The sequence below is a fragment of the Emcibacter nanhaiensis genome, from assembly GCF_006385175.1.
GTDB classification, from domain to species: domain Bacteria; phylum Pseudomonadota; class Alphaproteobacteria; order Sphingomonadales; family Emcibacteraceae; genus Emcibacter; species Emcibacter nanhaiensis.
Genome location: NZ_VFIY01000018.1, coordinates 450,114 through 471,134, shown reverse-complemented (window position 1 = coordinate 471,134; position 21,021 = coordinate 450,114). Strand labels below are relative to the sequence as shown.

The window sequence follows — 21,021 nt, the reverse complement described above, 5'->3', positions numbered from 1 at the left end:
CCGGACTGGACCGCAGATGGCTAATTTTGTCCCGGAATTCGAGCGGAAGCATTTTTCTTCGGAAGTTCATGGTCAATTATATGACTACTGGCTCCGCAGGAAAGGTGACCGCTTGATGCCGTCCCGACAGGATATCGGTCCCGAAGAAATCCCTTCTCTACTGCCGCATTTGATTATGCTCGATGTTTACGGCAAACCTGGGCACTATCAATTTAAGGTGAGGCTGACGGGTACACAGGTGGACCAGATCGTCGGGCAGTCCCTGACCGGGAAATGGGCGCACGACTTCCCCAATTCCGAGGGATTGTCCAGGCGGTTTTGCTGGCTGGTCGAAAACCGTCGGCCTTATTATTCAGAGGACCGGCTGATGTTTGTCTCCAAGGATTTCAAAAATTACAGCTGCCTGGTCTGCCCGCTGTCCAGCGATGGCCAGAGTGTGGACAAGATCCTTGCATCAAATGATTATTATTAGAGGGGGCGCGGCATAATCAAGGCGTTGCCGCCCGGGTCAAAGCCCGGTGGGCAGGCCGTCGATGCTTTGCCGGTTTTTCTCCCGCTGATAATCGAGAAGCTCCTGGTCGCTTTTTCTTTCGCACCAGTTCTCAAGAGTATCGCGCTGGCCCTTCAGTTCCATCTCCGGTACACCATAGCCGCAGCTGGTCTGCACGCTGCCGATATCCGCGATGAATATCTGCCGAATGCCTTTTTGTGCGGTAAAATGGGCCATCAGGCTGTCAAATTCCTTATCACCGGGTTTAACGGAGCGGCCGTGGCCGTACAGCCGCAAAATCATGGGGATGCTGGAAAAACTGTTGAACATGATGGTGATCCGGCCGTCATCAAGAAGATGGGCCGCGGTTTCATTGCCACTGCCGACAAAATCGAGCCAGGCTAGCTGGTTCGGGCCCAGAACCCGGAAAGTGTCCATACCCTTGGGGGACAGGCTGATCCTGCCTTCCTTCGGCGCAGTGGCGACAAAAAACATCGGTTGTGCTGATATGAATTTTGCGAGCTTGTCTTCGATCCTGTCGTAAAATTTGGCCATTTTCTGTCCCCTCTATTGATACGGCTTTGCGATAATCTAGCTTTCGGTGCCGCCGACCGTCAGGCCGTCGAGGCGCAGGGTCGGCTGTCCGACACCGACCGGCACACTCTGGCCACCCTTGCCGCAGACGCCAACGCCGGCATCAAGCTCCAGGTCGTTGCCGATCGCGCTGACTCTGGTCAGGGCGTCGGGACCGTTGCCGATCAGGGTCGCGCCCTTGACCGGCGCATCGATCTTGCCGTCCTTGATCAGATAGGCTTCGGTGCAACTGAATACGAATTTACCGTTGGTGATGTCGACCTGCCCGCCGCCGAAGTTAACGGCATAAAGGCCGTTCTTGACGCCCTGGATGATTTCCTGCGGATCCCGGTCTCCGGCCAGCATATAGGTGTTGGTCATGCGCGGCATCGGCTGATGGGCGTAACTTTCGCGCCGGCCGTTACCGGTTGCCTTTACCCCCATGAGGCGGGCGTTCATGCGGTCCTGCATATAGCCGGTCAGGATGCCGTCCTCGATCAGGGGGGTGCAGCTGGTGGGGGTTCCCTCGTCATCAACGGACAGGGAGCCGCGCCGGTCGGGCAGGGTGCCGTCGTCCACCACGGTGACGCCGGGGGCGGCAACCCGTTCCCCCATCAGGCCGGCAAAGGCCGAGGTGCCCTTGCGGTTAAAGTCGCCTTCCAGGCCGTGGCCGATGGCTTCATGCAGCAGGACGCCGGGCCAGCCCGGGCCGAGTACGACATCCATCTCACCGGCCGGCGCGGGGATACTGTCCAGATTGACCAGGGCCTGGCGCAGGGCTTCATCCACCTGAGACTTCCAGTTTTCTTCAGTCAGCAACCGGCTGTAGTCATAACGGCCGCCGGCGCCCTGATACCCGCTTTCCATGCGGTCGCCTTCCTGGGCGACGACGGAAACATTAAGCCGCACCAGAGGCCGGATATCCCGGACGCGATGGCCGCCCGGCCGGATAATTTCCACGGTTTGCCATTCGCCGGATATGGAGGCGCTGACCTGGCAGACCCTGTTGTCCAACCCGCGCGCATAGGCGTCAATATCCTGCAGCATCTTGACCTTGGCATTGAAGTCCAGTCCGCCGAGCAGGGGATTTTCATCGGTATAGAGTTTCCGGTTGGTACCCTGGGGATGGATGGCCAGAGTGCCCCTCCGCCCGGATTTGATGCTCTGGACCGTCTCGCCGGCCCGCTTCAGGGCAGCTTCATCCAGGCTGCTGGAATGGGCGTAGCCGGTGACCTCGCCCAGGACGCTTCTGAGCCCGAAGCCGCGATTGGTGTCATAAACGGCGTTCCTGAGCCGACCGTCATCAAAGGAGAAGCTTTCCGACTGGACATATTGCAGATAGAGCTCGCCGTCTTCCATTCCATGCAGGGCATCATCCACCAGCCGTTGCGTACGGACAGAATCAAGGTCTGATTCTGAGAAGAAATAGGAATCGGGGTGTGTTGATGTTGTCATGGCGGCCCTGTTTTGAGTCGGTATATACTTTATATATAAGCTAGTATATGGAGATTATCCCCTGTGGGTGCAAGCATCAAGGGCGATAATCTGCGACTTTTCCGCTTCCAGGGGGAGTTGACGATTAAATAGAAAGAAAATGTTGCGGTGGAAACATTTGATTTGTATCAATGTTCCCGATTAGCCCAGTTATTGATAATGCGGCCTTGAGCCAGATCAATTTTCTGGTATAAGGTGAGGTGTTTGCTCTGTATGCAGGAGAAACTAATGGTTCTCCGTATGCTGCAAAGGGTGGAAATGTCTTAATTCGTCTTTGAATTTAAGGGGTAGGCAGGATATGTCGTTCAAGAAAACTTTTGTTTCTGCAGCCGCGTTTTTGGTTGCACTTTTCTCCGGTCTGGGATCGGTCTGGGCCAATGGTCTGTACAGGGCCGAGCCCGAACAAATGGGCCTGATGCAGCCGGCAACCGAGGTTATGCGGGACCTGGTAAGCTTCCATAACAACGGGCTGCTGGTCATGTGTGTGGTGATCACACTTTTCGTTTTGGCGCTGATGGTTTACATCTTTATCCGGTTCAACGCCAAGGTGAACCCGACCCCATCCAAGACGACACACAACACGCTGCTGGAAGTGGTCTGGACCGTATTGCCGATCCTGATCCTGATTGTAATTGCGGTTCCGTCATTTAAACTCCTTTACAAACAGGATGTTGTCCCCGAAGCGGATCTTACCGTCAAGGCGATCGGCAACCAGTGGTACTGGTCTTACGAATATCCGGATTACGAAGATGTGAGCTTCGACGCCGTGATGCTGACAGAAGCCGACAAGGCGCCTGGCGGTGATTATGAAGACCGCGCAGGGACGCCGCGCCTGCTGGAATCTGATACCCATATCGTTGTGCCGGTCAATAAGACCGTCCGTCTTCAGACAACCGCGACCGATGTGATCCATGCCTGGACGGTTCCGGCGTTCGGAATCAAGGTTGATGCGGTTCCGGGCCGCCTGAACGAAACCTGGTTCAAGGTCGAGAAAGAAGGCATTTACTACGGCCAGTGCTCTGAACTTTGCGGCATTCGCCACGGCTTTATGCCGATCGTGGTTGAGGTGGTTTCCCAGGAAGCATTTGACGCCTGGGTGAAGAACCCGACCGAAACTGCTGCAAAAGCGGTTGAATCCAACATTCAGGTGGCTGACGCCACCCAAGCTCAGTAACCCATAGGGAGATCGTAAATGAGTCACGCTGCTGATGCTTCCCATGCAGATCACGGTCATCCGACAGGCTGGCGTCGCTGGCTGCTGTCCACCAACCACAAAGATATCGGTACGCTTTATCTGATCTACGCCATCGTGGCAGGTCTGATCGGCGGAGTTTTCTCCGGCCTGATGCGCGCCGAACTGATGTATCCGGGCATGGAAGTGCTGCCGGCCTTCACCGGCGGCAACATTGACGCTGCTTATCATTTCTTTAACGTGCTGATTACCGCGCACGGCATGATCATGATTTTCTTCATGGTAATGCCGGCCCTGATCGGCGGTTTCGGGAACTGGTTTGTGCCGATCATGATCGGTGCGCCCGACATGGCTTTCCCGCGCATGAACAACATCAGCTTCTGGCTGCTGCCGGCGGCCCTGGCCCTGCTGCTCATGTCCGTCTTCTTTGAAGGCCCTCCGGGTCAAAACGGCATTGGCGGCGGCTGGACCGTTTACGCACCGCTCAGCACTTATGCCCAGCCGGGACCGGCCATGGACCTGGGGATCTTTGCCCTGCATATTGCCGGGGCGAGCTCCATCATGGGCGCCATTAACTTCATTTGTACCATCTTCAACATGCGTGCGCCGGGCATGACCCTGCATAAAATGCCGCTGTTTGTCTGGTCAATTCTGGTCACAGCCTTCCTGCTGCTGCTGTCCCTGCCTGTTCTGGCGGGCGCCATCACCATGCTGCTGACCGACCGTAACTTTGGCACCGCCTTCTTTGATCCGGCCGGCGGCGGTGACCCGATTCTGTTCCAGCATCTGTTCTGGTTCTTCGGTCATCCGGAAGTATACATCCTGATCCTGCCCGGCTTCGGTCTGATCAGCCATGTGGTCTCCACTTTCTCCAACAAGCCGATTTTCGGTTACCTCGGCATGGCCTATGCCATGGTGGCGATCGGCGTGGTCGGCTTTATCGTGTGGGCGCACCATATGTTCACCGTCGGCATGGATGTGGATACCAAAGCCTACTTCACGGCTGCAACCATGGTGATCGCGGTGCCGACCGGCATCAAAATCTTCTCCTGGCTGGCCACCATGTGGGGTGGTTCCATCCGCTTTGAAACTCCGATGCTGTTTGCGCTCGGCATGATCTTCCTGTTCACCATTGGCGGTGTAACCGGGGTGGTGCTGGCCAATGCCGGTGTGGATACGGCCATGCATGACACCTATTATGTGGTTGCCCACTTCCACTACACCATGTCCATGGGAGCCCTGTTCTCCATTTATGCGGGCTGGTATTACTGGATTGGCAAAATGAGCGGCAAGCAGTATCCGCAGCTGCTCAGTAAACTGCATTTCTGGTTTACCTTCATTGGTGTGAACCTGATCTTCTTCCCGCAGCACTTCCTCGGTCTTGCCGGCATGCCGCGTCGTATCCCGGATTTCCCGGATGCCTACGCCTACTGGAACTGGCTCTCATCTGTCGGTTACGGTGTCATGGCCCTTGGTCTGGTGTTCTTCCTGGTCGGCGTTTTTGTGACCCTGGCCAGCCGTCGGACAATTGGTGAAAACCAGTGGGGCGAAGGGGCAACGACCCTGGAGTGGACCCTGACCTCACCGCCGCCGTTCCACCAGTTCGAGAAACTGCCGCGGTTCAAATAATCTGAATTCAGCCGGGCCCGCTCTTTACAGCGGGCCCGTTTGAAAGAATATGCGATAACCATTACTGGTTGACTGGAATGTATGCATCCTCTGTAGAGCAAGAGAAGTTCGACTATTATGAGCCGGCGGCGCGGGATTTTTTTGACCTGCTGAAGCCGCGGGTGATGTCTCTTGTGATCTTTACCGGCCTGGTCGGACTGCTGCTGGCCCCGGGTCATATTCACCCGGTGGAGGCCTTTACCGCCATCCTTTGCATTGCGGTCGCCGCCGGTGCGTCCGGCTGCCTGAATATGTGGTATGACGCCGACATTGACGCGGTTATGGACCGGACCCGGAACCGCCCGATCCCGGCCGGGCGTGTTGCACCGGAAACCGCGCTGCAGTTCGGTGTCTGGCTGTCCGTGGCGTCTGTGCTGCTGATGGGCCTGGCGGTCAATGTGGCCGCGGCTGTATTGCTGGCCATTACCATCGGCTTTTATATTTTTGTTTATACCATGTGGCTGAAACGCCGCACGCCGCAGAATATCGTGATCGGCGGCGCCGCCGGCGCCTTCCCGCCGATGATCGGCTGGGTCGCCGTGACCGGCAATGTCAGCATCGAAAGCCTGGTGCTGTTCGGCATCATCTTCATGTGGACCCCGCCCCATTTCTGGGCGCTCAGCCTGTTCGCCTGCAAGGATTATGAGAAGGTGGGCGTGCCCATGCTGCCGGTGGTGTCCGGCGAGGCGGAAACCCGCAAGCAGATCCTGATCTACAGCCTGCTGATGGTGCCGGTAACGATCGCCCCCTGGGTGATGGGATTCGCCGGCATGATTTACGGTGTAACAGCAGTCGCGCTGGGGGGGATTTTCCTGGCCCTGGCGGCCAGGCTGTTCCGGGCCGGCGATATCAGAACCGCCAAGCAGCTGTTCTTTTATTCCATTTTGTATCTGTTTGTCCTGTTTGCGGTGCTCGGGATCGAGGCTCTGCTCAGGATGGGAGGGCTGCTCTGATGCCGCTGAGCGACGAACATAAGAAACGAGCAGGCCGCAATTATGCCCTGGCGGCAGTGTTGCTGGCTTTTGTGGCGTTGTTTTTCTTTCTCACGCTGGCCAAGCTGGATGTGATTTAACGGGAACGGTGATGTCGGACCATATCTATGAACATAGCAACCCGAGGAATGCACGCACGGTTTTCGTGCTGCTGATCATCCTCGGCTGCATGATCGGTCTGGTTTCCGCATCGGTGCCGCTGTATCGCCTGTTTTGTGCGGTGACCGGTTACGGCGGCACAACCCAGCGGGTGGAAAGTGAAGACGCCACGCCGGTTCTGGATCGCAAGATGACGATCCTGTTCAATGCCGATACCAACCCGGCGCTGCCCTGGGGCTTCAAGCCGGTGCAGAGATCCGTAACGGTCAATATCGGTGAAGACGCCCTGATTTTCTATCATGCGGTCAACAACAGTGACGAAACTGTCACCGGGCACGCGATTTTCAACGTCACGCCGTTTAAGGCGGGGCCCTATTTTAACAAGATCGAGTGTTTCTGTTTCACAGAACAGACACTGAAACCGGGCGAGGAAGTGGATATGCCGGTCACTTTCTTTATCGATCCGGAACTGGCAGAAGATGAACATCTGAATGAAGTAAAGGAGATTACCCTGTCCTATACTTTTTTCAGGTCGGATGAGGAACAATAAGCAGTTCCGGTGAGACCGGACTTTGGATTCAATACGTTATAGTGAGTAAGGGGACAATTGAAATGTCAGATTCACACGCTGTAGAGCACGATTTTCATCTCGTAGACCCGAGCCCATGGCCGCTTGTCTGCTCCATCGGGGCATTCACCATGATGTTCGGGCTGGTTATGCTGTTTCATTTTGATGTCAGCTGGGTTGCCATCCTCGGCGGTGCGATCGTTGTATACGGCGCCTACAGCTGGTGGGGCGACGTCATCGAGGAAGGTGAACACCAGGGCCATCATACGCCGATCGTTCAGCTTGGCCTGCGTTACGGCATGTTCCTGTTTATTATTTCCGAGGTCATGTTCTTCGTGGCTTGGTTCTGGGCCTATTTCAACGCCAGCGTGACCAGCGTCGAGCAATATGAAGTCGGCAAGATGGTCTCTGACATTCATGCCGCCTGGCCGCCGGCCGGTGTGGAAACGCTTGATCCCTGGCACCTGCCGCTGGTCAACACCCTGATCCTGCTGACATCCGGCTGTACCGTGACCTGGGCGCACCATGCCCTGGTCGAAGGCGACCGGTCCACGGTTATCCGCATGCTGACCTTCACTGTGCTGCTGGGCCTCAGCTTCTCCGGAATCCAGGCTTACGAATATGTGCATGCCAGCTTCGGTTTCGCTGACGGCATTTACAGCTCAACCTTCTATATGGCTACCGGTTTCCACGGCGCCCATGTGATCATCGGAACGATCTTCCTGTTTGTGAACCTGATGCGCGCCGTTCGCGGCCACTTCAAGCCGAACCATCACTTCGGTTTCGAGGCTGCGGCCTGGTACTGGCACTTTGTGGACGTTGTCTGGCTGGTGCTGTTCTTCTGCATCTACATCGGCGGTGCCGGCACTGTTGCCGGTCACTAAGTTCCGATGACGGATCCCTTTCTCCACACCCCGGTTTCGCCCCTCAAGGCGGGACTGGGGTGCAAATGTCCTCGCTGCGGGGAAGGGAGACTCTTCACGGGATATCTTACCCTTCCGGAAAGATGTCCCAATTGCGGGCTGGATTACAGCCCGTTTGATTCTGCGGACGGTCCCGCCGTCTTTATCATCCTGATCCTCGGATTTTTCATTGTTGCGCTGGCGCTTCTGGTCGAAGTCAAATTTTCGCCGCCTTTGTGGGTTCATATCGTGCTGTGGGCGCCGCTGACCATCATCGGATCCCTGGCGATGCTACGCCCCTTCAAGGCGCTGATGATCGCCCTCCAGTATCATTTCAAAGCGGAAGAGGGGAAGACCGACTAACCATGAAGAGGGTGCTTTCCTTCCGGCCGCGTCTCTGGCCGACAGTCATTACCATTCCCATGTTGATTATCCTGTGCCTGCTGGGAAACTGGCAGGTGGACAGGCTGCACTGGAAACTGGACCTGATCGAAAAGCTGGAAACCCGCATGGCGATGACGCCGACCGTCCTGCCGGATGCAGATGTCGCCGACGCCAATACCCTGGATGCCTGGGAATATCGCAAGGTAAAAGTCACCGGCCACTTCCTGCATACCCGGGAAATGACCATGTATAGTATCGGTCCCGACGGCAAGGCAGGCTACGACCTTTATACGCCGTTGCTGACCGATGACGACCGGCTGGTCATTGTCAACCGGGGCTGGGTGCCGGAAGGCCTGAAAATGAAGACCGAACGGCCGCTCAGCATCACCGATGGTGAAGTAACGGTCGTCGGGTTTTTGCGCAAGCCCTGGGGCAAGGCTTTCCTGGGCCCGGACAACGAGCCGGCGAATAACAACTGGTATTACGGCGACCTTGACCAGATGGCCCGGAGCGAAGGGCTGGAGCAGGTCTTTCCCATGTATCTTTATGCGGACGAGACGGAAAATCCCGGCGGCTGGCCGCTGGGCGGGCGCACCCGCGTCAAGCTCGCCAATAATCACCTGGGCTATGTGATTACCTGGTACGGCCTCGCCCTGGCGCTGTTCGCGGTCTATATGGTCTATCACGTGAAATTCATCCCCGCCAACGGGCGCGAGGAATAGCTTGCATCAGAGGGGCAAACTGCTACTCTGTGCCGCGAAATCGAGATGAGTCGCCCGAGGACGTCATCAGCCACATGACGGGCGGACAAAGCCAAGACTAGAGGACTGAAAAGTGAAGTATGTCAGTACGCGCGGCCAGGCGCCTGCACTGGGGTTTGAAGAAGTTCTGCTGACCGGGCTGGCCCGGGACGGCGGTCTGTATATTCCGGAACAATGGCCGACCCTGTGGCCGGATGATATCCGCGCCATGGCCGGCCTCAGCTACCAGGACGTGGCCTTCCGGGTCATGAGCCCCTATGTCTGCCCGGAAATTTCCGAAGACGACTTCGCCGGCCTGATCGAAAAAGCCTACAGCACCTTCCGTCACAAGGCGGTCGTGCCGCTGGCGCAAATTGACAGCAATGAATGGATCCTGGAACTGTTCCATGGCCCGACCCTGGCGTTCAAGGATGTGGCGCTGCAGCTCCTGGGCCATCTGTTCGACCATGTGCTGAGCAAGCAGGGACGCAAGATCACCATCGTCGGCGCCACCTCCGGGGATACCGGTTCCGCCGCCATCGACTGCGTGCGCGACCGGGACTGTGCGGAGATTTTCATGCTCCATCCCAAGGGCCGGGTGTCCGAAGTGCAGCGCCGGCAGATGACCACGGTCATGAGCGCCAATGTGCATAACATCGCCGTGGAAGGCACCTTTGACGACTGCCAGGCCCTGGTCAAGGCCATGTTCAATGACCTGGCCTTCCGGGACGAAATCACCCTGTCCGCGGTCAACAGCATCAACTGGGCCCGGGTGATGGCGCAGATCGTTTATTATTTCACCAGCGCGGTAGCGCTCGGCGGCCCGGACCGGAAAATCTCCTACAGCGTGCCGACCGGCAACTTCGGTGACATTTACGCGGGCTATGTGGCCAGCCAGATGGGCCTGCCCATTGAACAACTGGTGGTGGCCACCAATATGAATGATATACTGGCCCGCACCCTGACCAGCGGAGACTATACGGTGGGCACCGTTCAGCCGACCATCAGTCCCAGCATGGACATCCAGGTGTCCAGCAACTTTGAAAGATTGCTGCTGAACCTGTATAATGGGAGGGCCGGAGAAGTACGCCGCCTGATGGACAACCTGCAACAGTCCGGCAGCTTTACCATTGACGAGCCGGAGCTGGAGAAAGCCAAGCATATCTTCGATGCGCTGCAGACCAGTGAAGAGGATACCAAAGCGACCATTGGCGAGCTGTTCAAATCGACGGAAATGCTGATCGATCCGCATACGGCGGTTGGCGTTCATGCCGCCCGGGAAAAACGGCGCGATGCCGCAACCCCGATGGTGACGCTGAGCACCGCCCATCCGGCCAAATTCCCGGATGCGGTCGAGGCGGTTACCGGCCGGCATCCGGAACTTCCGCCTCATATGGCGGACCTGTTCGAGCGCGACGAGAAATATGATGTGCTGCCCAACGACCTGGGCGCCATCCAGAGCTATATACGGGACACATTGAATTAGATGACAGTCAGGATTTCGACACTGGATAACGGTCTTCGGGTAGTTACCGACACTATGCCCCATGTGGAGACGGTTACCGTCGGAGTCTGGACCGATGTCGGCAGCAACCACGAGAGCGAGCCGCAGAACGGGCTCAGCCATATGCTGGAACATATGGCCTTCAAGGGCACCGACCGGCGCAATGCCCGGGATATCGCCGAGGAAATCGAGAATGTCGGCGGCTATCTCAATGCCTATACCTCCCGCGAACAGACCACCTATTATGCCCGCCTGCTGAAGGAAGACCTGGGCCTCGGTGTCGATGTCCTGTCCGACATCCTGCAGTTTTCCACCTTCGATCCCAAGGAGCTGGAACGCGAGCGCGGCGTCATCATCCAGGAAATCGGCCAGGCCAATGATACGCCGGACGATATCGTCTTTGACATGATGCAGGAAGCGGCCTATCCGGACCAGCCGGCCGGCCGGCCGATCCTCGGCACCATTGACCGGGTCCGCAACTTCAGCCGCGATGACCTGGCTTCCTATATGTCCCATCATTACAAGGCCGACGAGATGGTGGTGGTCGCCGCGGGCAATGTGGATCACAACCGGCTGCTTGACCTGGCCGGGGAAAAGTTCACCGCTATTGACCGTACCCGCCCGGGCAAAAAGGACGAAGTCATCTACAAGGGCGGCGCCCGCCTGGAAGACAAGGACCTGGAACAGGTCAACCTGATCTTCGGTTTTGACGGGGTCAGCTTTGACGATCCCGACTATTATACCGCCCAGGTCATGTCGATGGTGCTGGGCGGCGGCATGTCGTCGCGGCTGTTCCAGGAAGTGCGGGAAAACCGCGGCCTGGTCTACAGTATCTACTGCTTCATGCAGTCCTATATGGACGGCGGCACCTTTGCCATTCACGCCGGCACCGGCCCGGACCAGGTTGCGGAACTGATCCCGGTGGTGGCGGAGGAAATGCACAAGCTGAGCCAGGACGTTTCGGCGGAAGAGGTCAACCGCGCCCGCAACCAGATGAAGGCGGGCATGATGATGGCCTATGAGAATACCACCAACCGCATGGAACAGCTCGGCCGCCAGATGATGATCCACGGCCGCCATATCCCGCGCGAGGAGATTATCGATAAGCTGGACCAGGTGGACAGCTTCGCCATCTCCCGCTATATGGACCGGCTGCTGAGCGACAGCAGGTTAAGCCTCGGGGCCATTGGTCCCCTGCGCGGGCTGGAGGATTACGACAAGGTCGCCGACCGCTTCTGAACACCAACCCAAGGGGAAAATATGAAAATCCTGAGCTGCCAGATCAATCAACCGGAAATCGGGACTGTCAGCGAGAGGGATGAGCATGTGCGCCAGCTTTGTGACAAGCTTGGCCAGGCCCTGACCCAGGTCGAGGCCGATGTGGTGATGCTGCCGGAACTGGCGACCAGCGGCTATCCGTTCGGCGACCTGGCGCGGGTGAAAGAGCTGGCCGAAGAGATTGACGGTCCCTCGGTCAAGGCCATCCGGGAGGTGGCGAAAGAACACGGGGTGGCCATCTGTTTCGGCCTGCCGCGCCATAACCCCGATAATGACAATTTGCATATTTCCCAGTTTTTCATCCATCCGGACGGCCAGGTCGGCTTTTATGACAAGCTCCACCTGCACGAGAGCGAAGCCGATGTCTTCAGCCCGGGCGATCATTTATATGTGACGGCGCTCGGCGGGGTGAAGATTGGGCTGATCATCTGTTACGACTTCCGTTTTCCCGAACTGTGCCGTCACCTCCGGGCGGAGCACGGCGTTGATGTGATCCTGCATGCGACCGCCTTCCTCAAGGATGACAGCTATAAATCCTGGGCGCCCTTCGTCATGACCCGGGCGCTGGAGAACGAGGTCTATCTGCTGAGCCAGAATTTCGCCGGCCCCGCGTTCGGCGGCACCCTGTTCTGCCCGCCCGACTTTAACGGGGGACGGCAGATGGAACGGCTGCCCGACCAGGAATTCTTCCATGTCTTTGAGGTGGACGAGGCCCTGCTGGCGGAAAAACGTGCCGGTGGCGGTTATCTGGAGGGACGCCGGGAAGACTATGGCAGCCTGAAACCTCTCTAGTCAGGGCTTTCCGCAAATTCCGGCAGGTCATCGATGAGCTTCACATGGCTGATCCGGCTTTTGGTCCAGATGTGACGTTCGGCCCGGAACGGCTCCGGATCGTCCATGACGCCGAGGGTGAGGTCGAAGGTCTCCGGCGTATGGAACGACAGGGTCGAGCCGCAGTCCCGACAGAAACCCCGTTTCCATTCGGGCGAGGAGTGATAGAAAGCAAGTTCGCCGCGCCTCACCCTGACCTGCTCTTTCGGGAAGGTGATCCAGGGGATGAAGGCCGATCCCGACGACCGCTGGCACCATTTACAATGGCAATATTCCACATGGCGATGAGGACCGCTGGCTTCGATCTCGATGGCGCCGCACAGGCAACGGGCGAGGTGTCTGGCTTCGGTCATTTGTTAGTCCTCCGGATACATGGGGATATAGCCCGGTGTGCCTTTGATGCGCCCGATCCAGGCGCGGATTGCCGGATAGCGTGAGAGGTCGAATGCACCCATTTCCGCCACATGGGTATAGGCAAACAGCGCGATGTCGGCGATGGAATAGCTGTCGCCGACCAGGAAATCATGGTCCCTGAGCCGGTCTTCCATGATCTTGAGCGCCGCATAGCCCTTTTCATGCAGGGTCGGGATCTCCGCCCGGCGCGGGCTGTCGGCGGGCAGCATGGTCAGGATGAATTTGGCCACGGCGACAAAGGGCTCGTGGCTGTATTGTTCGAAAAACATCCAGCGCATCACCTCCGCCTGCTCCCATCTGTCGCTCGGGAAAAAGTCTGTGTCCTGGGCGAAATAATAGAGAATGGCGTTGGATTCAGCGAGGCAGCGCCCGTCCGGAAACTCCACCACCGGAATACGGCCGTTGGGGTTGATATTGGCGAGGAATTCCGGCGTGCGGGTGGAACCGTCGGTCACACCATACTGGATAGTCCTGTAGGGCAGGCCGAGCTGTGAGAGCAGCAGCCGCACCTTGTAGGCATTGCCGGATTCGGTGTTGTCATGCAGGGTGTACATTTATGGATCCCCGATCTGTATTTTTTTACAAATCTAGCACGGGGGCCCGGACATGTTCGACGATTTTTTTCATCACCGTCGGCAGGGCAAATTCGTCGAGCCTGTCGAGCGGGGCCCAGACCCCTTCCTGCAGGTTGATCATTTCCTCGAGCTCGAGCCGGATCACCTTCAGTTCCAGGTGGAAATGGGTGAAGGTATGGGTGACCAGTCCCGGCATCTCCCGCCAGTTGGCGATGATTGGCACCTGGGGCGGCGGGAAATTGTCCCAGCTGTTGGACGGCACCCAGTCGGACGAGGGAACCTCCATCATGCCGCCGAGTAAGCCCTCCTCCGGCCGCCGGCGCAGCCAGACATGATTGTTATATTCGCCCCAGAAGGCGAACCCGCGACGGGTCGGCTTGGCAGCTTTCTTGAGCCGTTTCGGCAACTCCTCCGACGTGCCGGCCTTGGCTGAAATACAGAAATCCTGCCACGGGCAGCGGCCGTCGCATTTGAGCGCCTTGGGCGTGCAGATGGTGGCGCCCAGGTCCATCACCGCCTGGGCATAATCGCCCGGCCGGTGCGACGGGGTCAGCGCCTCCGCCAGGTCCCGGAGCTCCGGGCGCACATCGGGCAGGGGGGTGTCCACATTGAACAGCCGGGCCATGACCCGTTCCACATTGCCGTCCACTACCGTGGCCGCTTCATCATGGACGATGGCGGCGATGGCAGCGGCAGTATAGGGGCCGATGCCGGGCAGCTTGCGCAGTTCCTCGGAGGTTTCCGGAAAGACGCCGTCCAGTTCGTCGCGCACAAATTGCGCACACTTATAGAGGTTGCGGGCCCGGGCGTAATAGCCGAGCCCGGCCCAGTCCACAAGCACATCGTCGAGCTCGGCATCGGCAAGCGCGGTCACGGTCGGCCATTTGGCGATAAATTTTTCGAAATAGGGAATGACGGTGGCGACCGTGGTCTGCTGCAGCATGATCTCGCTGAGCCAGACTTCATAAGGGTCCGGCTTCAGGCCGTCAGCCTTGTCCTGGGGGCTGGTGCGCCAGGGCAGGGTGCGGGCGTTGCCGTCATACCAGTCCAGCAGGGAATCCGCCAGATCCTCCCCCTGTTCCACCAGCCGGTCTTTTTCCGCAACCGTCACCACGCCAAACATGTCTCCAGAATCGTCACTAAACCGTAACTATAAGCCCTGCGCCTCGAGAATCCAGCAAATACGCCCTTTTCGGCGCTTTTCGGGGAATCTCAGATCCGTGTCAGGCCATAGCCGATCGCCGGGATGATGCTGCTGATCAGAAGCATGAAATAGACGAAGGCGATGAAGCTGGCCTTGACGACGGTCTTGAACCAGCCCTGGTTATAGACAGTCTTCATGGCGATCAGCAGATAGAGCGGGATATAGAGCAGCAGCCAGGCAAGATAGGGGCGGCTGAAGGGGGCATACTGGTAGAGAAGCACCATGACCGTGAACAACAGGAAGACAAAAGCGTGGGCATGCAGCGAAAAGACCAGATGTTCGAAATAATAGCGCCGGTTGAAAATATAGGTGAGCTTGAAGATCATGGCATAAACCGGCAGCAGCACGAACATGACCCGGGGGATCCAGTCTGCCATCAGCTTGTTCATCAGGGTGGGGTCTTCCGAAATCCGGTTCCAGCCCTTGATCAGGCGGCTGAGCTGCTCTTTCAGGAAGGTATCACTGTCATCGGAAATTTCAATTACGGTGACGCTGTCCTTTATTTCTTTCCTTTCCTGCTCACGGAGGTCGGACAGAGGTTTGACGGTGCTGTTTTCGGTTGCCGTCTCTGGAGTGGCACCCGGTTTATCCCCGCCTCCCTGGCCGCTGATCACCAGGTTTTCATCGGTCAGCGGGTCATAATCAATCGCTTTCGTTTCAAACAGGCGGACATCGGACGTCACCAGGGCCAGGAAAAACAGCAGGCTGATGACCAGATATTGCCGGAACGGCGGCACGAACCGGGCCCGTTTTCCCTTCAGATATTCCCGGGTGATATAGCCCGGCCGGAACATGAGCGGATGGAGGGTGCGGTAAAAACGGGAATCGAAGGAGAACAGGTCGCCCAAGGCATCCTCAAGCAGCATCCAGACCGGACGCAGGAAATTGACATCCTTCTGGCCGCAGCTGGCGCAGAATTTTCCGTACAGGCGCGTGTGGCAGTTTTCACAGCTCTTGTATTCTTCGTAGGCGGCATCGGCCTGCAGCCCTGTATCGGACTTTTCCACCGTTTGTTCGCCGCCTGCTTCCGCAGGAAGTGGCTCATCTGCGGTAATTTCCTTCTGCATTATCCCCTCCGTGGTCCCCGGTTATTCATCACATTTTCGACATAACTCACGATTATCTTATTTCTGTTTCCGGGGAAGGGCTTTATATTAACGCCATGTCTGAAAAGCGACCAGAAAAAAGCCACCATAAGAGAGGCAGCGGTACACAGGCCATATCGGACCTCGCCCGACAGGTGAGTCGGGGGTCCTTCCGCCGTTATGGATTCGCCCAGTCTGAAATCATTGCCCGCTGGCCGGAAATTGTCGGCCCGGTCCTGTCCGGCTGCAGTGTGCCGGAGCGCCTGACGTTTCCCCGAGCCGAAGGGGCGGGCGGCACTCTCTATATCCGCATTGAAGGCAGTTTTGCCGCTGAGATGCAGCATCTTGAGGAACTGGTGCTGGAACGGATCAACGGCTTTTACGGTTATAGGGCAGTCGAGCGGCTGGTCTACCGGCACGGGCCCCTGCCGCGCCGGGGTGAAGCCCGAGCCCGACAGGCCCCTGAACTCTCCGATTCTCAGAAAAAGGAACTGGAAGACCTGCTGCTGCCGGTCAAAGACAAGACACTGCAAAAAGCTCTTTTTCAATTGGGGGCGACGGTGATGGTTCCTGAAAAGCCAGAAAAACCAACGCCAAGGCGTCGTTTTACCCGTCGGGGGATGGGAGCAGCAATGCCTGACAAGGCGCGTTAACGATTCTTTCCTTGATTTGAAGGAAAAATCATTCTTATACTCACATACAAGATATTGTGGATGGATTATGACAAAACAACTAAATAGACCAAATTATCTGATATCCAGTCTTTTTCTCGGGCTTATTCTGTTGATGGTGCCTGCCATACAGCAGGCGATGGCAGAGGAGGCAAAACCCTTCCTGAATTACGATGTTACGCTCGGTGATGAGAATGCGCCGGTGGAGATCATCGAATATGCCTCGACCACCTGCGGCCACTGCGCCCATTTCAACAATGACATCCTGCCGGAACTGGAGAAAAAATATGTGGAAACCGGTAAGGTCAAACTCACTTTCCGCCACTTTATGCTGAACGCCATCGATATGGATGCGTCCCTGATCAGCCGTTGCGCGGCGGAAAAACGCTACTATCCCCTGCTTGGCATGATCTTTAAGCGGCAGGAAGCGTGGTACCAGCCGAAAAAATACCGCGAGCTGGTGGACCAGTATGGCGAGGAAACAGCTTTCAAGATGTTCTCGGCACAGACCCGGGATGAAGTGGCCAAAGTGGCCCGTATGGTAGGAGTCAGTCAGGCAGATGTGGATAAATGCCTCGCCAGCACGGAACTGCGCGATTATCTGATCAATTCCTATAAAGAGGCAATTGAAAAGTATGACGTCACCGGCACCCCCACCTTCATTATCAACGGGGTCAAGCACGAGGGCGGATACAGTTTCGAAGCGCTGGACGAGGCGATTAGCAAGGCTTTGCAATAAAGCCGGTTTAACCATGGGGTAGGGAGAAACCTGTAAGGTGGATTTTACAAGGCTCAGATTGTCGGGATTTAAATCCTTTGTAGATCCGACGGAACTTGTGATTGAAAAAGGGCTTACCGGCGTCGTCGGACCTAACGGCTGTGGCAAGTCCAATCTTCTTGAGGCCCTGCGCTGGGTCATGGGGGAAAATTCCGCCAAAAGCATGCGCGGTTCCGGCATGGATGATGTGATCTTTGCCGGTACCGACTCCCGCCCGGCCCGCAACCTGGCCGAAGTTACCCTGAGCCTGGACAATGCCGACCGCACGGCGCCTTCTGCCTTCAATGATGAACTGCAAATGGAAATTTCCCGCCGCATCGAGCGGGAAAGCGGCTCCGCCTATCGCCTGAACGGCAAGGATGTGCGGGCCAAGGACGTACAGCTTTTGTTTGCCGATGCCTCGACCGGCGCCCACTCGCCTTCTCTGGTGAGCCAGGGCCGCATCGGCACCCTGATCAATGCGAAACCGAAGCAGCGCCGCGCGGTGCTGGAGGAAGCGGCCGGCATCAGCGGCCTGCATTCCCGGCGCAAGGAAGCGGAAAGCAAGCTGAGATCAGCGGAAAACAATCTCGAACGCCTGGGGGACGTGGAAATACAATTACAGGATCAGATCCGGAGCCTTAAAAACCAGGCCCGCCAGGCGACCAGATTCAAGAATGTGAGTGGGGAGATCCGCACCCTGCAGGCGCTGATTCTCTACATGGAATGGCGCAGTATCGACGACAATATGTCAAAGGCCGAGGGTGAAGCGCGCGAAGTGCTGAAACTGGTGTCGGAAGTCAGCACCGAACTGGGCCGCCTGAACAAGGAGCAGGCGGTGCTGTCGGCACGACTGCCGGAACTGCGCCAGAAGGAAGCGGAAATCGCCGCCAAACTGCATCGCATGACGGTCCAGCGGGACGGCCTGGATGGCGAGGAACAGCGCCTCCATGAAACCCAGGAAAAACTGAAAGGCCAGCTCGAGCACATCGACCAGGATGAAGACCGCGAGAAGTCCGTGATAGGCGATGCAGCCGGCACCATCGAGCGGCTGACCGCCGAAAAACAGCAGATTCGCCAGGAAATCGAGAACCAGACCGACAGTGTGGACCAATTGTCCGAGGAACTGAAAACCCGGCAGGCGGCCACCCTGGAAGCGGAATGGAAGCTTGAGGAGCTGACCCAGAAACAGGCCCAGCGCAACGCCGAGAAGAACAACCTGCTCAGGGATATCGAGGAAGCCGAAACCCGGCTCGCCAACCTTACCGAACAGAAGGAAACCATCGAGGAGCGGATCAGCCACCTGGAGAGCAACAATCTGTTCACCCGGGCCCTGTCCGATGCCGAAAACCGGCTGTCCGAAGCCGAGCAGGCGGTCCATGTCCAGCGCGGCAAGTCCACCGAGGCGGAAGACGCCCGCCAGGAATGGCAGCAAAAGGAGCAGGACGCCCGCTCCATCCTGCAGGCCCATGAATCGAAGCAGGCCAAGCTGCATGCGGAAATCGAGGCGCTGGAAGAACTGCTGTCCTCCTCCTCGGACAAGGATGTGGTGACCCTGCTTGAGAAGATTACCGTGACCGAAGGGTTCGAAACCGCGCTCGGCGCCGCCCTGGATATGGACCTGGAGGCGTCGGAAGATGAAGAGGATGCGGTTCACTGGCAGAATTTACCGGCTTTTGAAAGTGCTCAGTCCTTGCCCGCCGGGGTGAAAAGTCTGGCCGGTCATGTTAACGCCCCGGCGGTTTTGAACAGAAGGTTGTCGCAGATCGGCCTGGTGGACAGTGCCGACGAGGCGTTGCGCCTGATGAAGGACCTGAAACCCGGCCAGCGGCTGGTGACCCGGGCCGGTGGGGTCTGGCGCTGGGACGGCCTGTGCCGTTCGCCGGAAGCGCCGGGAGTGGCCGCGATCCGCCTGTCCCAGAAAAACCGTCTGGAAAAGGTCCGTGAAGAACTGGCCCGCAAACAGCAGGAAACTCACGAGGCCCGGACGGAGCTGCACCAGATGCAGGAAAAACTGGAGCAAGCCAAGCAGGCGGCCCGGGAGATTCGCCAGACTTGGCGCGAGGCCGAGGAAAAAGCCGCCGCCGCCCGCCGGGAACTGACCGAAGCGGAAAAACAGGCGACCCGCCACCAGTCCGAGGAAAGTGCGCTGCGTGATCGTCTTGGCCATATGGTCGAGGCCTTTGACGAGGTGGAAGGCCGCCGCCGCCAGGCCAAAGAGGCCCTCGCGGCGTTGCCGGAACCGGTCAGCCTGGAGAATGACATTGCCGAGGCGCGCCGGATTGTGGAGGAAAAACGCCACGAGCTGTCCGAAGCGCGCCTCGCCCATGACAGCTTCCTGTCCCGCAGTTCCGCCCGCCACGAGCGGCTGGACCGGATTGAGACTGAGCTCGGCGCCTGGAAGCTCCGGGTCAAGGACGTGGAAGACCACCTTAATGCCCTGATCGAGCGGCGCGCCAAGGCGCGGGAAGAACTGGCGGCACTGGAAGACCGTCCTGGCCAGATCGTCGAAGAACGGCGCAAGCTCAACAGCCTGATCGAAGAGGCGGAGGAAGCGCGCCAGACCGCGGCGCAGGTCTTGGCCGAAGCGGAAGAAGCGCTGGCCACCAAAGACCGGGAAATTCGCGAGGTGCAGGCGCGCCTGGCCGAACAGCGCGAACAGAAGGTCCGGCTCGAGACCAGCCTTGAACAATATGAAAGCCAGAAGGAAGCCCTGCTGCGCCGGATTGACGAGGAATTCAATTGCCAGCCGGGGGCTCTTCGGGAAAAAGCCGGCTTGGAGCCGGAGCAGGAGTTCCCGGATGCGGACGACTGTCATCGCAAGCTCGAACGGTTGAAAGGGGAGCGCGAGCGGCTCGGCGCCGTCAACCTGCGGGCGGAAGAGGAGCTGGTCGAGATCGAACAGGCGCTCAACAACTCCGTCAGCGAGCGTGAGGACCTGGAACTGGCCATCGGCAAACTGATGAAGGCCATTTCCGATCTGAACCGGGAAGGGCGCGCCCGCATGCTGAAGGCTTTTGACGAAGTGAACGCCCACTTCAGCGAACTGTTCACCACCCTGTTTGGCGGTGGCAGGGCCCATCTGGAGCTGACCGAATCTGACGACCCGCTGGATGCCGGGCTCGAGATCATGGCCAGCCCGCCGGGCAAGAAGATGCAGAACCTGGGCCTGTTGTCCGGGGGCGAGCAGGCGCTCACGGCCTTGTCGCTGATTTTTGCCGTCTTTATGACCAACCCGTCCCCCATCTGTGTGCTGGACGAGGTGGACGCGCCGCTGGATGACGCCAATGTGGAGCGTTTCTGCGACCTTCTCGACGAAATGAACGCCAAAACCTCCACCCGATTCCTGATCGTGACCCATAATGCGGTGACCATGTCCCGCATGAGCCGGCTGTTTGGCGTCACCATGGCGGAAAGAGGGGTATCCCAGCTTGTTTCCGTGGACCTGGAAAGCGCCGAAAGAATGCGCGACCGGCTGGCAGATTCTCTCCTCGGCTAGATTATTTTTCTTTATACAATTTCCACTGAAAAAGCGTGAATTGAAAATCCTTTTTTCTTCAACGGGTTAACTTGGTCCTTCCGGGCTGAAAATGTCCGCTT

General features: G+C 57.9%; 20 protein-coding genes. 14 read left to right on the top strand and 6 right to left on the bottom strand.

What is annotated here, in order from left to right; genetic code table 11:
- Positions 1-16: 16 nt before the first annotated feature.
- Positions 17-472 carry a PAS domain-containing protein gene (locus FIV46_RS16330; protein WP_139941988.1) on the top strand — a complete coding sequence of 152 codons (456 nt, stop codon included), beginning with the start codon at positions 17-19 and terminating at the stop codon, positions 470-472.
- A 36-nt stretch (positions 473-508) separates the two neighbouring features.
- Here the strand turns inward: FIV46_RS16330 and FIV46_RS16325 are convergent, their stop codons facing one another.
- On the bottom strand, positions 509-1,045 hold the full coding sequence (locus tag FIV46_RS16325) for a pyridoxamine 5'-phosphate oxidase family protein (RefSeq protein ID WP_139941987.1): 537 nt from the start codon (positions 1,043-1,045) through the stop codon (positions 509-511).
- 36 nt (positions 1,046-1,081) lie between these two features.
- Positions 1,082-2,518, bottom strand: coding sequence for a metalloprotease TldD (gene tldD, locus FIV46_RS16320; protein ID WP_139941986.1), 1,437 nt, complete (start codon positions 2,516-2,518; stop codon positions 1,082-1,084).
- A 337-nt stretch (positions 2,519-2,855) separates the two neighbouring features.
- Here tldD and coxB point away from each other — a divergent pair, with 337 nt between their 5' ends.
- The 10 genes from coxB to FIV46_RS16270 all read left to right on the top strand — a co-directional run bounded on the left by coxB (position 2,856) and on the right by FIV46_RS16270 (position 12,676).
- Entirely contained in the window at positions 2,856-3,731 is an 876-nt protein-coding gene (coxB, locus tag FIV46_RS16315; RefSeq protein ID WP_181163280.1) for a cytochrome c oxidase subunit II, read from the top strand.
- Between the two features lie 18 nt (positions 3,732-3,749).
- On the top strand, positions 3,750-5,378 hold the full coding sequence (ctaD, locus tag FIV46_RS16310; RefSeq protein WP_139941985.1) for a cytochrome c oxidase subunit I: 1,629 nt from the start codon (positions 3,750-3,752) through the stop codon (positions 5,376-5,378).
- 77 nt (positions 5,379-5,455) lie between these two features.
- Positions 5,456-6,370, top strand: a complete 915-nt coding sequence (locus FIV46_RS16305; RefSeq protein WP_139941984.1) for a heme o synthase — start codon at positions 5,456-5,458, stop codon at positions 6,368-6,370.
- Positions 6,371-6,500: 130 nt separating this feature from the next.
- The gene (locus tag FIV46_RS16300; protein WP_139941983.1) at positions 6,501-7,058 is read left to right on the top strand and encodes a cytochrome c oxidase assembly protein; all 558 of its coding nucleotides are present in this window, start codon (positions 6,501-6,503) and stop codon (positions 7,056-7,058) included.
- A 62-nt stretch (positions 7,059-7,120) separates the two neighbouring features.
- On the top strand, positions 7,121-7,960 hold the full coding sequence (locus FIV46_RS16295; RefSeq protein ID WP_139941982.1) for a cytochrome c oxidase subunit 3: 840 nt from the start codon (positions 7,121-7,123) through the stop codon (positions 7,958-7,960).
- A 6-nt stretch (positions 7,961-7,966) separates the two neighbouring features.
- On the top strand, positions 7,967-8,341 hold the full coding sequence (locus FIV46_RS16290) for a DUF983 domain-containing protein (RefSeq protein WP_139941981.1): 375 nt from the start codon (positions 7,967-7,969) through the stop codon (positions 8,339-8,341).
- Between the two features lie 2 nt (positions 8,342-8,343).
- Positions 8,344-9,084, top strand: coding sequence for an SURF1 family protein (locus FIV46_RS16285; protein WP_139941980.1), 741 nt, complete (start codon positions 8,344-8,346; stop codon positions 9,082-9,084).
- Positions 9,085-9,196: 112 nt separating this feature from the next.
- Entirely contained in the window at positions 9,197-10,588 is a 1,392-nt protein-coding gene (gene thrC, locus FIV46_RS16280) for a threonine synthase (RefSeq protein WP_139941979.1), read from the top strand.
- The gene (locus tag FIV46_RS16275; RefSeq protein WP_139941978.1) at positions 10,589-11,845 is read left to right on the top strand and encodes a M16 family metallopeptidase; all 1,257 of its coding nucleotides are present in this window, start codon (positions 10,589-10,591) and stop codon (positions 11,843-11,845) included.
- Between the two features lie 21 nt (positions 11,846-11,866).
- Positions 11,867-12,676 (top strand): carbon-nitrogen hydrolase family protein, encoded by an 810-nt coding sequence (locus FIV46_RS16270; protein ID WP_139941977.1) that lies wholly within the window; start codon positions 11,867-11,869, stop codon positions 12,674-12,676.
- Here the strand turns inward: FIV46_RS16270 and FIV46_RS16265 are convergent.
- The 4 genes from FIV46_RS16265 to FIV46_RS16250 all read right to left on the bottom strand — a co-directional run bounded on the left by FIV46_RS16265 (position 12,673) and on the right by FIV46_RS16250 (position 15,975).
- Entirely contained in the window at positions 12,673-13,068 is a 396-nt protein-coding gene (locus FIV46_RS16265; RefSeq protein ID WP_139941976.1) for a GFA family protein, read from the bottom strand. The genes FIV46_RS16270 and FIV46_RS16265 overlap by 4 nt on opposite strands.
- Positions 13,069-13,071: 3 nt before the next feature.
- Positions 13,072-13,683 (bottom strand): glutathione S-transferase family protein, encoded by a 612-nt coding sequence (locus FIV46_RS16260; protein ID WP_139941975.1) that lies wholly within the window; start codon positions 13,681-13,683, stop codon positions 13,072-13,074.
- A 25-nt stretch (positions 13,684-13,708) separates the two neighbouring features.
- Positions 13,709-14,827: an A/G-specific adenine glycosylase gene (gene mutY / locus FIV46_RS16255; protein WP_139941974.1), complete on the bottom strand. Its 1,119-nt coding sequence runs from the start codon at positions 14,825-14,827 to the stop codon at positions 13,709-13,711.
- Between the two features lie 89 nt (positions 14,828-14,916).
- Complete coding sequence (locus FIV46_RS16250) at positions 14,917-15,975, bottom strand: DUF3667 domain-containing protein (RefSeq protein WP_139941973.1); 1,059 nt, start codon at positions 15,973-15,975, stop codon at positions 14,917-14,919.
- Positions 15,976-16,070: 95 nt separating this feature from the next.
- Here FIV46_RS16250 and FIV46_RS16245 point away from each other — a divergent pair, with 95 nt between their 5' ends.
- From FIV46_RS16245 to smc, 3 genes are all read left to right on the top strand, one after another.
- Positions 16,071-16,646, top strand: coding sequence for a DUF721 domain-containing protein (locus FIV46_RS16245; RefSeq protein WP_139941972.1), 576 nt, complete (start codon positions 16,071-16,073; stop codon positions 16,644-16,646).
- Between the two features lie 157 nt (positions 16,647-16,803).
- A complete protein-coding gene (locus tag FIV46_RS16240) occupies positions 16,804-17,403 on the top strand; it encodes a DsbA family protein (RefSeq protein WP_219846166.1) in 600 nt (199 codons plus the stop codon).
- A 37-nt stretch (positions 17,404-17,440) separates the two neighbouring features.
- Positions 17,441-20,920, top strand: coding sequence for a chromosome segregation protein SMC (gene smc / locus FIV46_RS16235; protein ID WP_139941970.1), 3,480 nt, complete (start codon positions 17,441-17,443; stop codon positions 20,918-20,920).
- Positions 20,921-21,021: the final 101 nt, after the last annotated feature.

Bases quoted from the DNA above. Each gene is read 5' to 3' on its own strand.
- FIV46_RS16330 (WP_139941988.1), top strand. From the start codon at position 17: ATGGCTAATTTTGTCCCGGAATTCGAGCGGAAGCATTTTTCTTCGGAA.
- FIV46_RS16325 (WP_139941987.1), bottom strand. From the start codon at position 1,045: ATGGCCAAATTTTACGACAGGATCGAAGACAAGCTCGCAAAATTCATA.
- tldD (WP_139941986.1), bottom strand. From the start codon at position 2,518: ATGACAACATCAACACACCCCGATTCCTATTTCTTCTCAGAATCAGAC.
- coxB (WP_181163280.1), top strand. From the start codon at position 2,856: ATGTCGTTCAAGAAAACTTTTGTTTCTGCAGCCGCGTTTTTGGTTGCA.
- ctaD (WP_139941985.1), top strand. From the start codon at position 3,750: ATGAGTCACGCTGCTGATGCTTCCCATGCAGATCACGGTCATCCGACA.
- FIV46_RS16305 (WP_139941984.1), top strand. From the start codon at position 5,456: ATGTATGCATCCTCTGTAGAGCAAGAGAAGTTCGACTATTATGAGCCG.
- FIV46_RS16300 (WP_139941983.1), top strand. From the start codon at position 6,501: ATGTCGGACCATATCTATGAACATAGCAACCCGAGGAATGCACGCACG.
- FIV46_RS16295 (WP_139941982.1), top strand. From the start codon at position 7,121: ATGTCAGATTCACACGCTGTAGAGCACGATTTTCATCTCGTAGACCCG.
- FIV46_RS16290 (WP_139941981.1), top strand. From the start codon at position 7,967: ATGACGGATCCCTTTCTCCACACCCCGGTTTCGCCCCTCAAGGCGGGA.
- FIV46_RS16285 (WP_139941980.1), top strand. From the start codon at position 8,344: ATGAAGAGGGTGCTTTCCTTCCGGCCGCGTCTCTGGCCGACAGTCATT.
- FIV46_RS16275 (WP_139941978.1), top strand. From the start codon at position 10,589: ATGACAGTCAGGATTTCGACACTGGATAACGGTCTTCGGGTAGTTACC.
- FIV46_RS16270 (WP_139941977.1), top strand. From the start codon at position 11,867: ATGAAAATCCTGAGCTGCCAGATCAATCAACCGGAAATCGGGACTGTC.
- FIV46_RS16265 (WP_139941976.1), bottom strand. From the start codon at position 13,068: ATGACCGAAGCCAGACACCTCGCCCGTTGCCTGTGCGGCGCCATCGAG.
- FIV46_RS16260 (WP_139941975.1), bottom strand. From the start codon at position 13,683: ATGTACACCCTGCATGACAACACCGAATCCGGCAATGCCTACAAGGTG.
- mutY (WP_139941974.1), bottom strand. From the start codon at position 14,827: ATGTTTGGCGTGGTGACGGTTGCGGAAAAAGACCGGCTGGTGGAACAG.
- FIV46_RS16250 (WP_139941973.1), bottom strand. From the start codon at position 15,975: ATGCAGAAGGAAATTACCGCAGATGAGCCACTTCCTGCGGAAGCAGGC.
- FIV46_RS16245 (WP_139941972.1), top strand. From the start codon at position 16,071: ATGTCTGAAAAGCGACCAGAAAAAAGCCACCATAAGAGAGGCAGCGGT.
- FIV46_RS16240 (WP_219846166.1), top strand. From the start codon at position 16,804: ATGGCAGAGGAGGCAAAACCCTTCCTGAATTACGATGTTACGCTCGGT.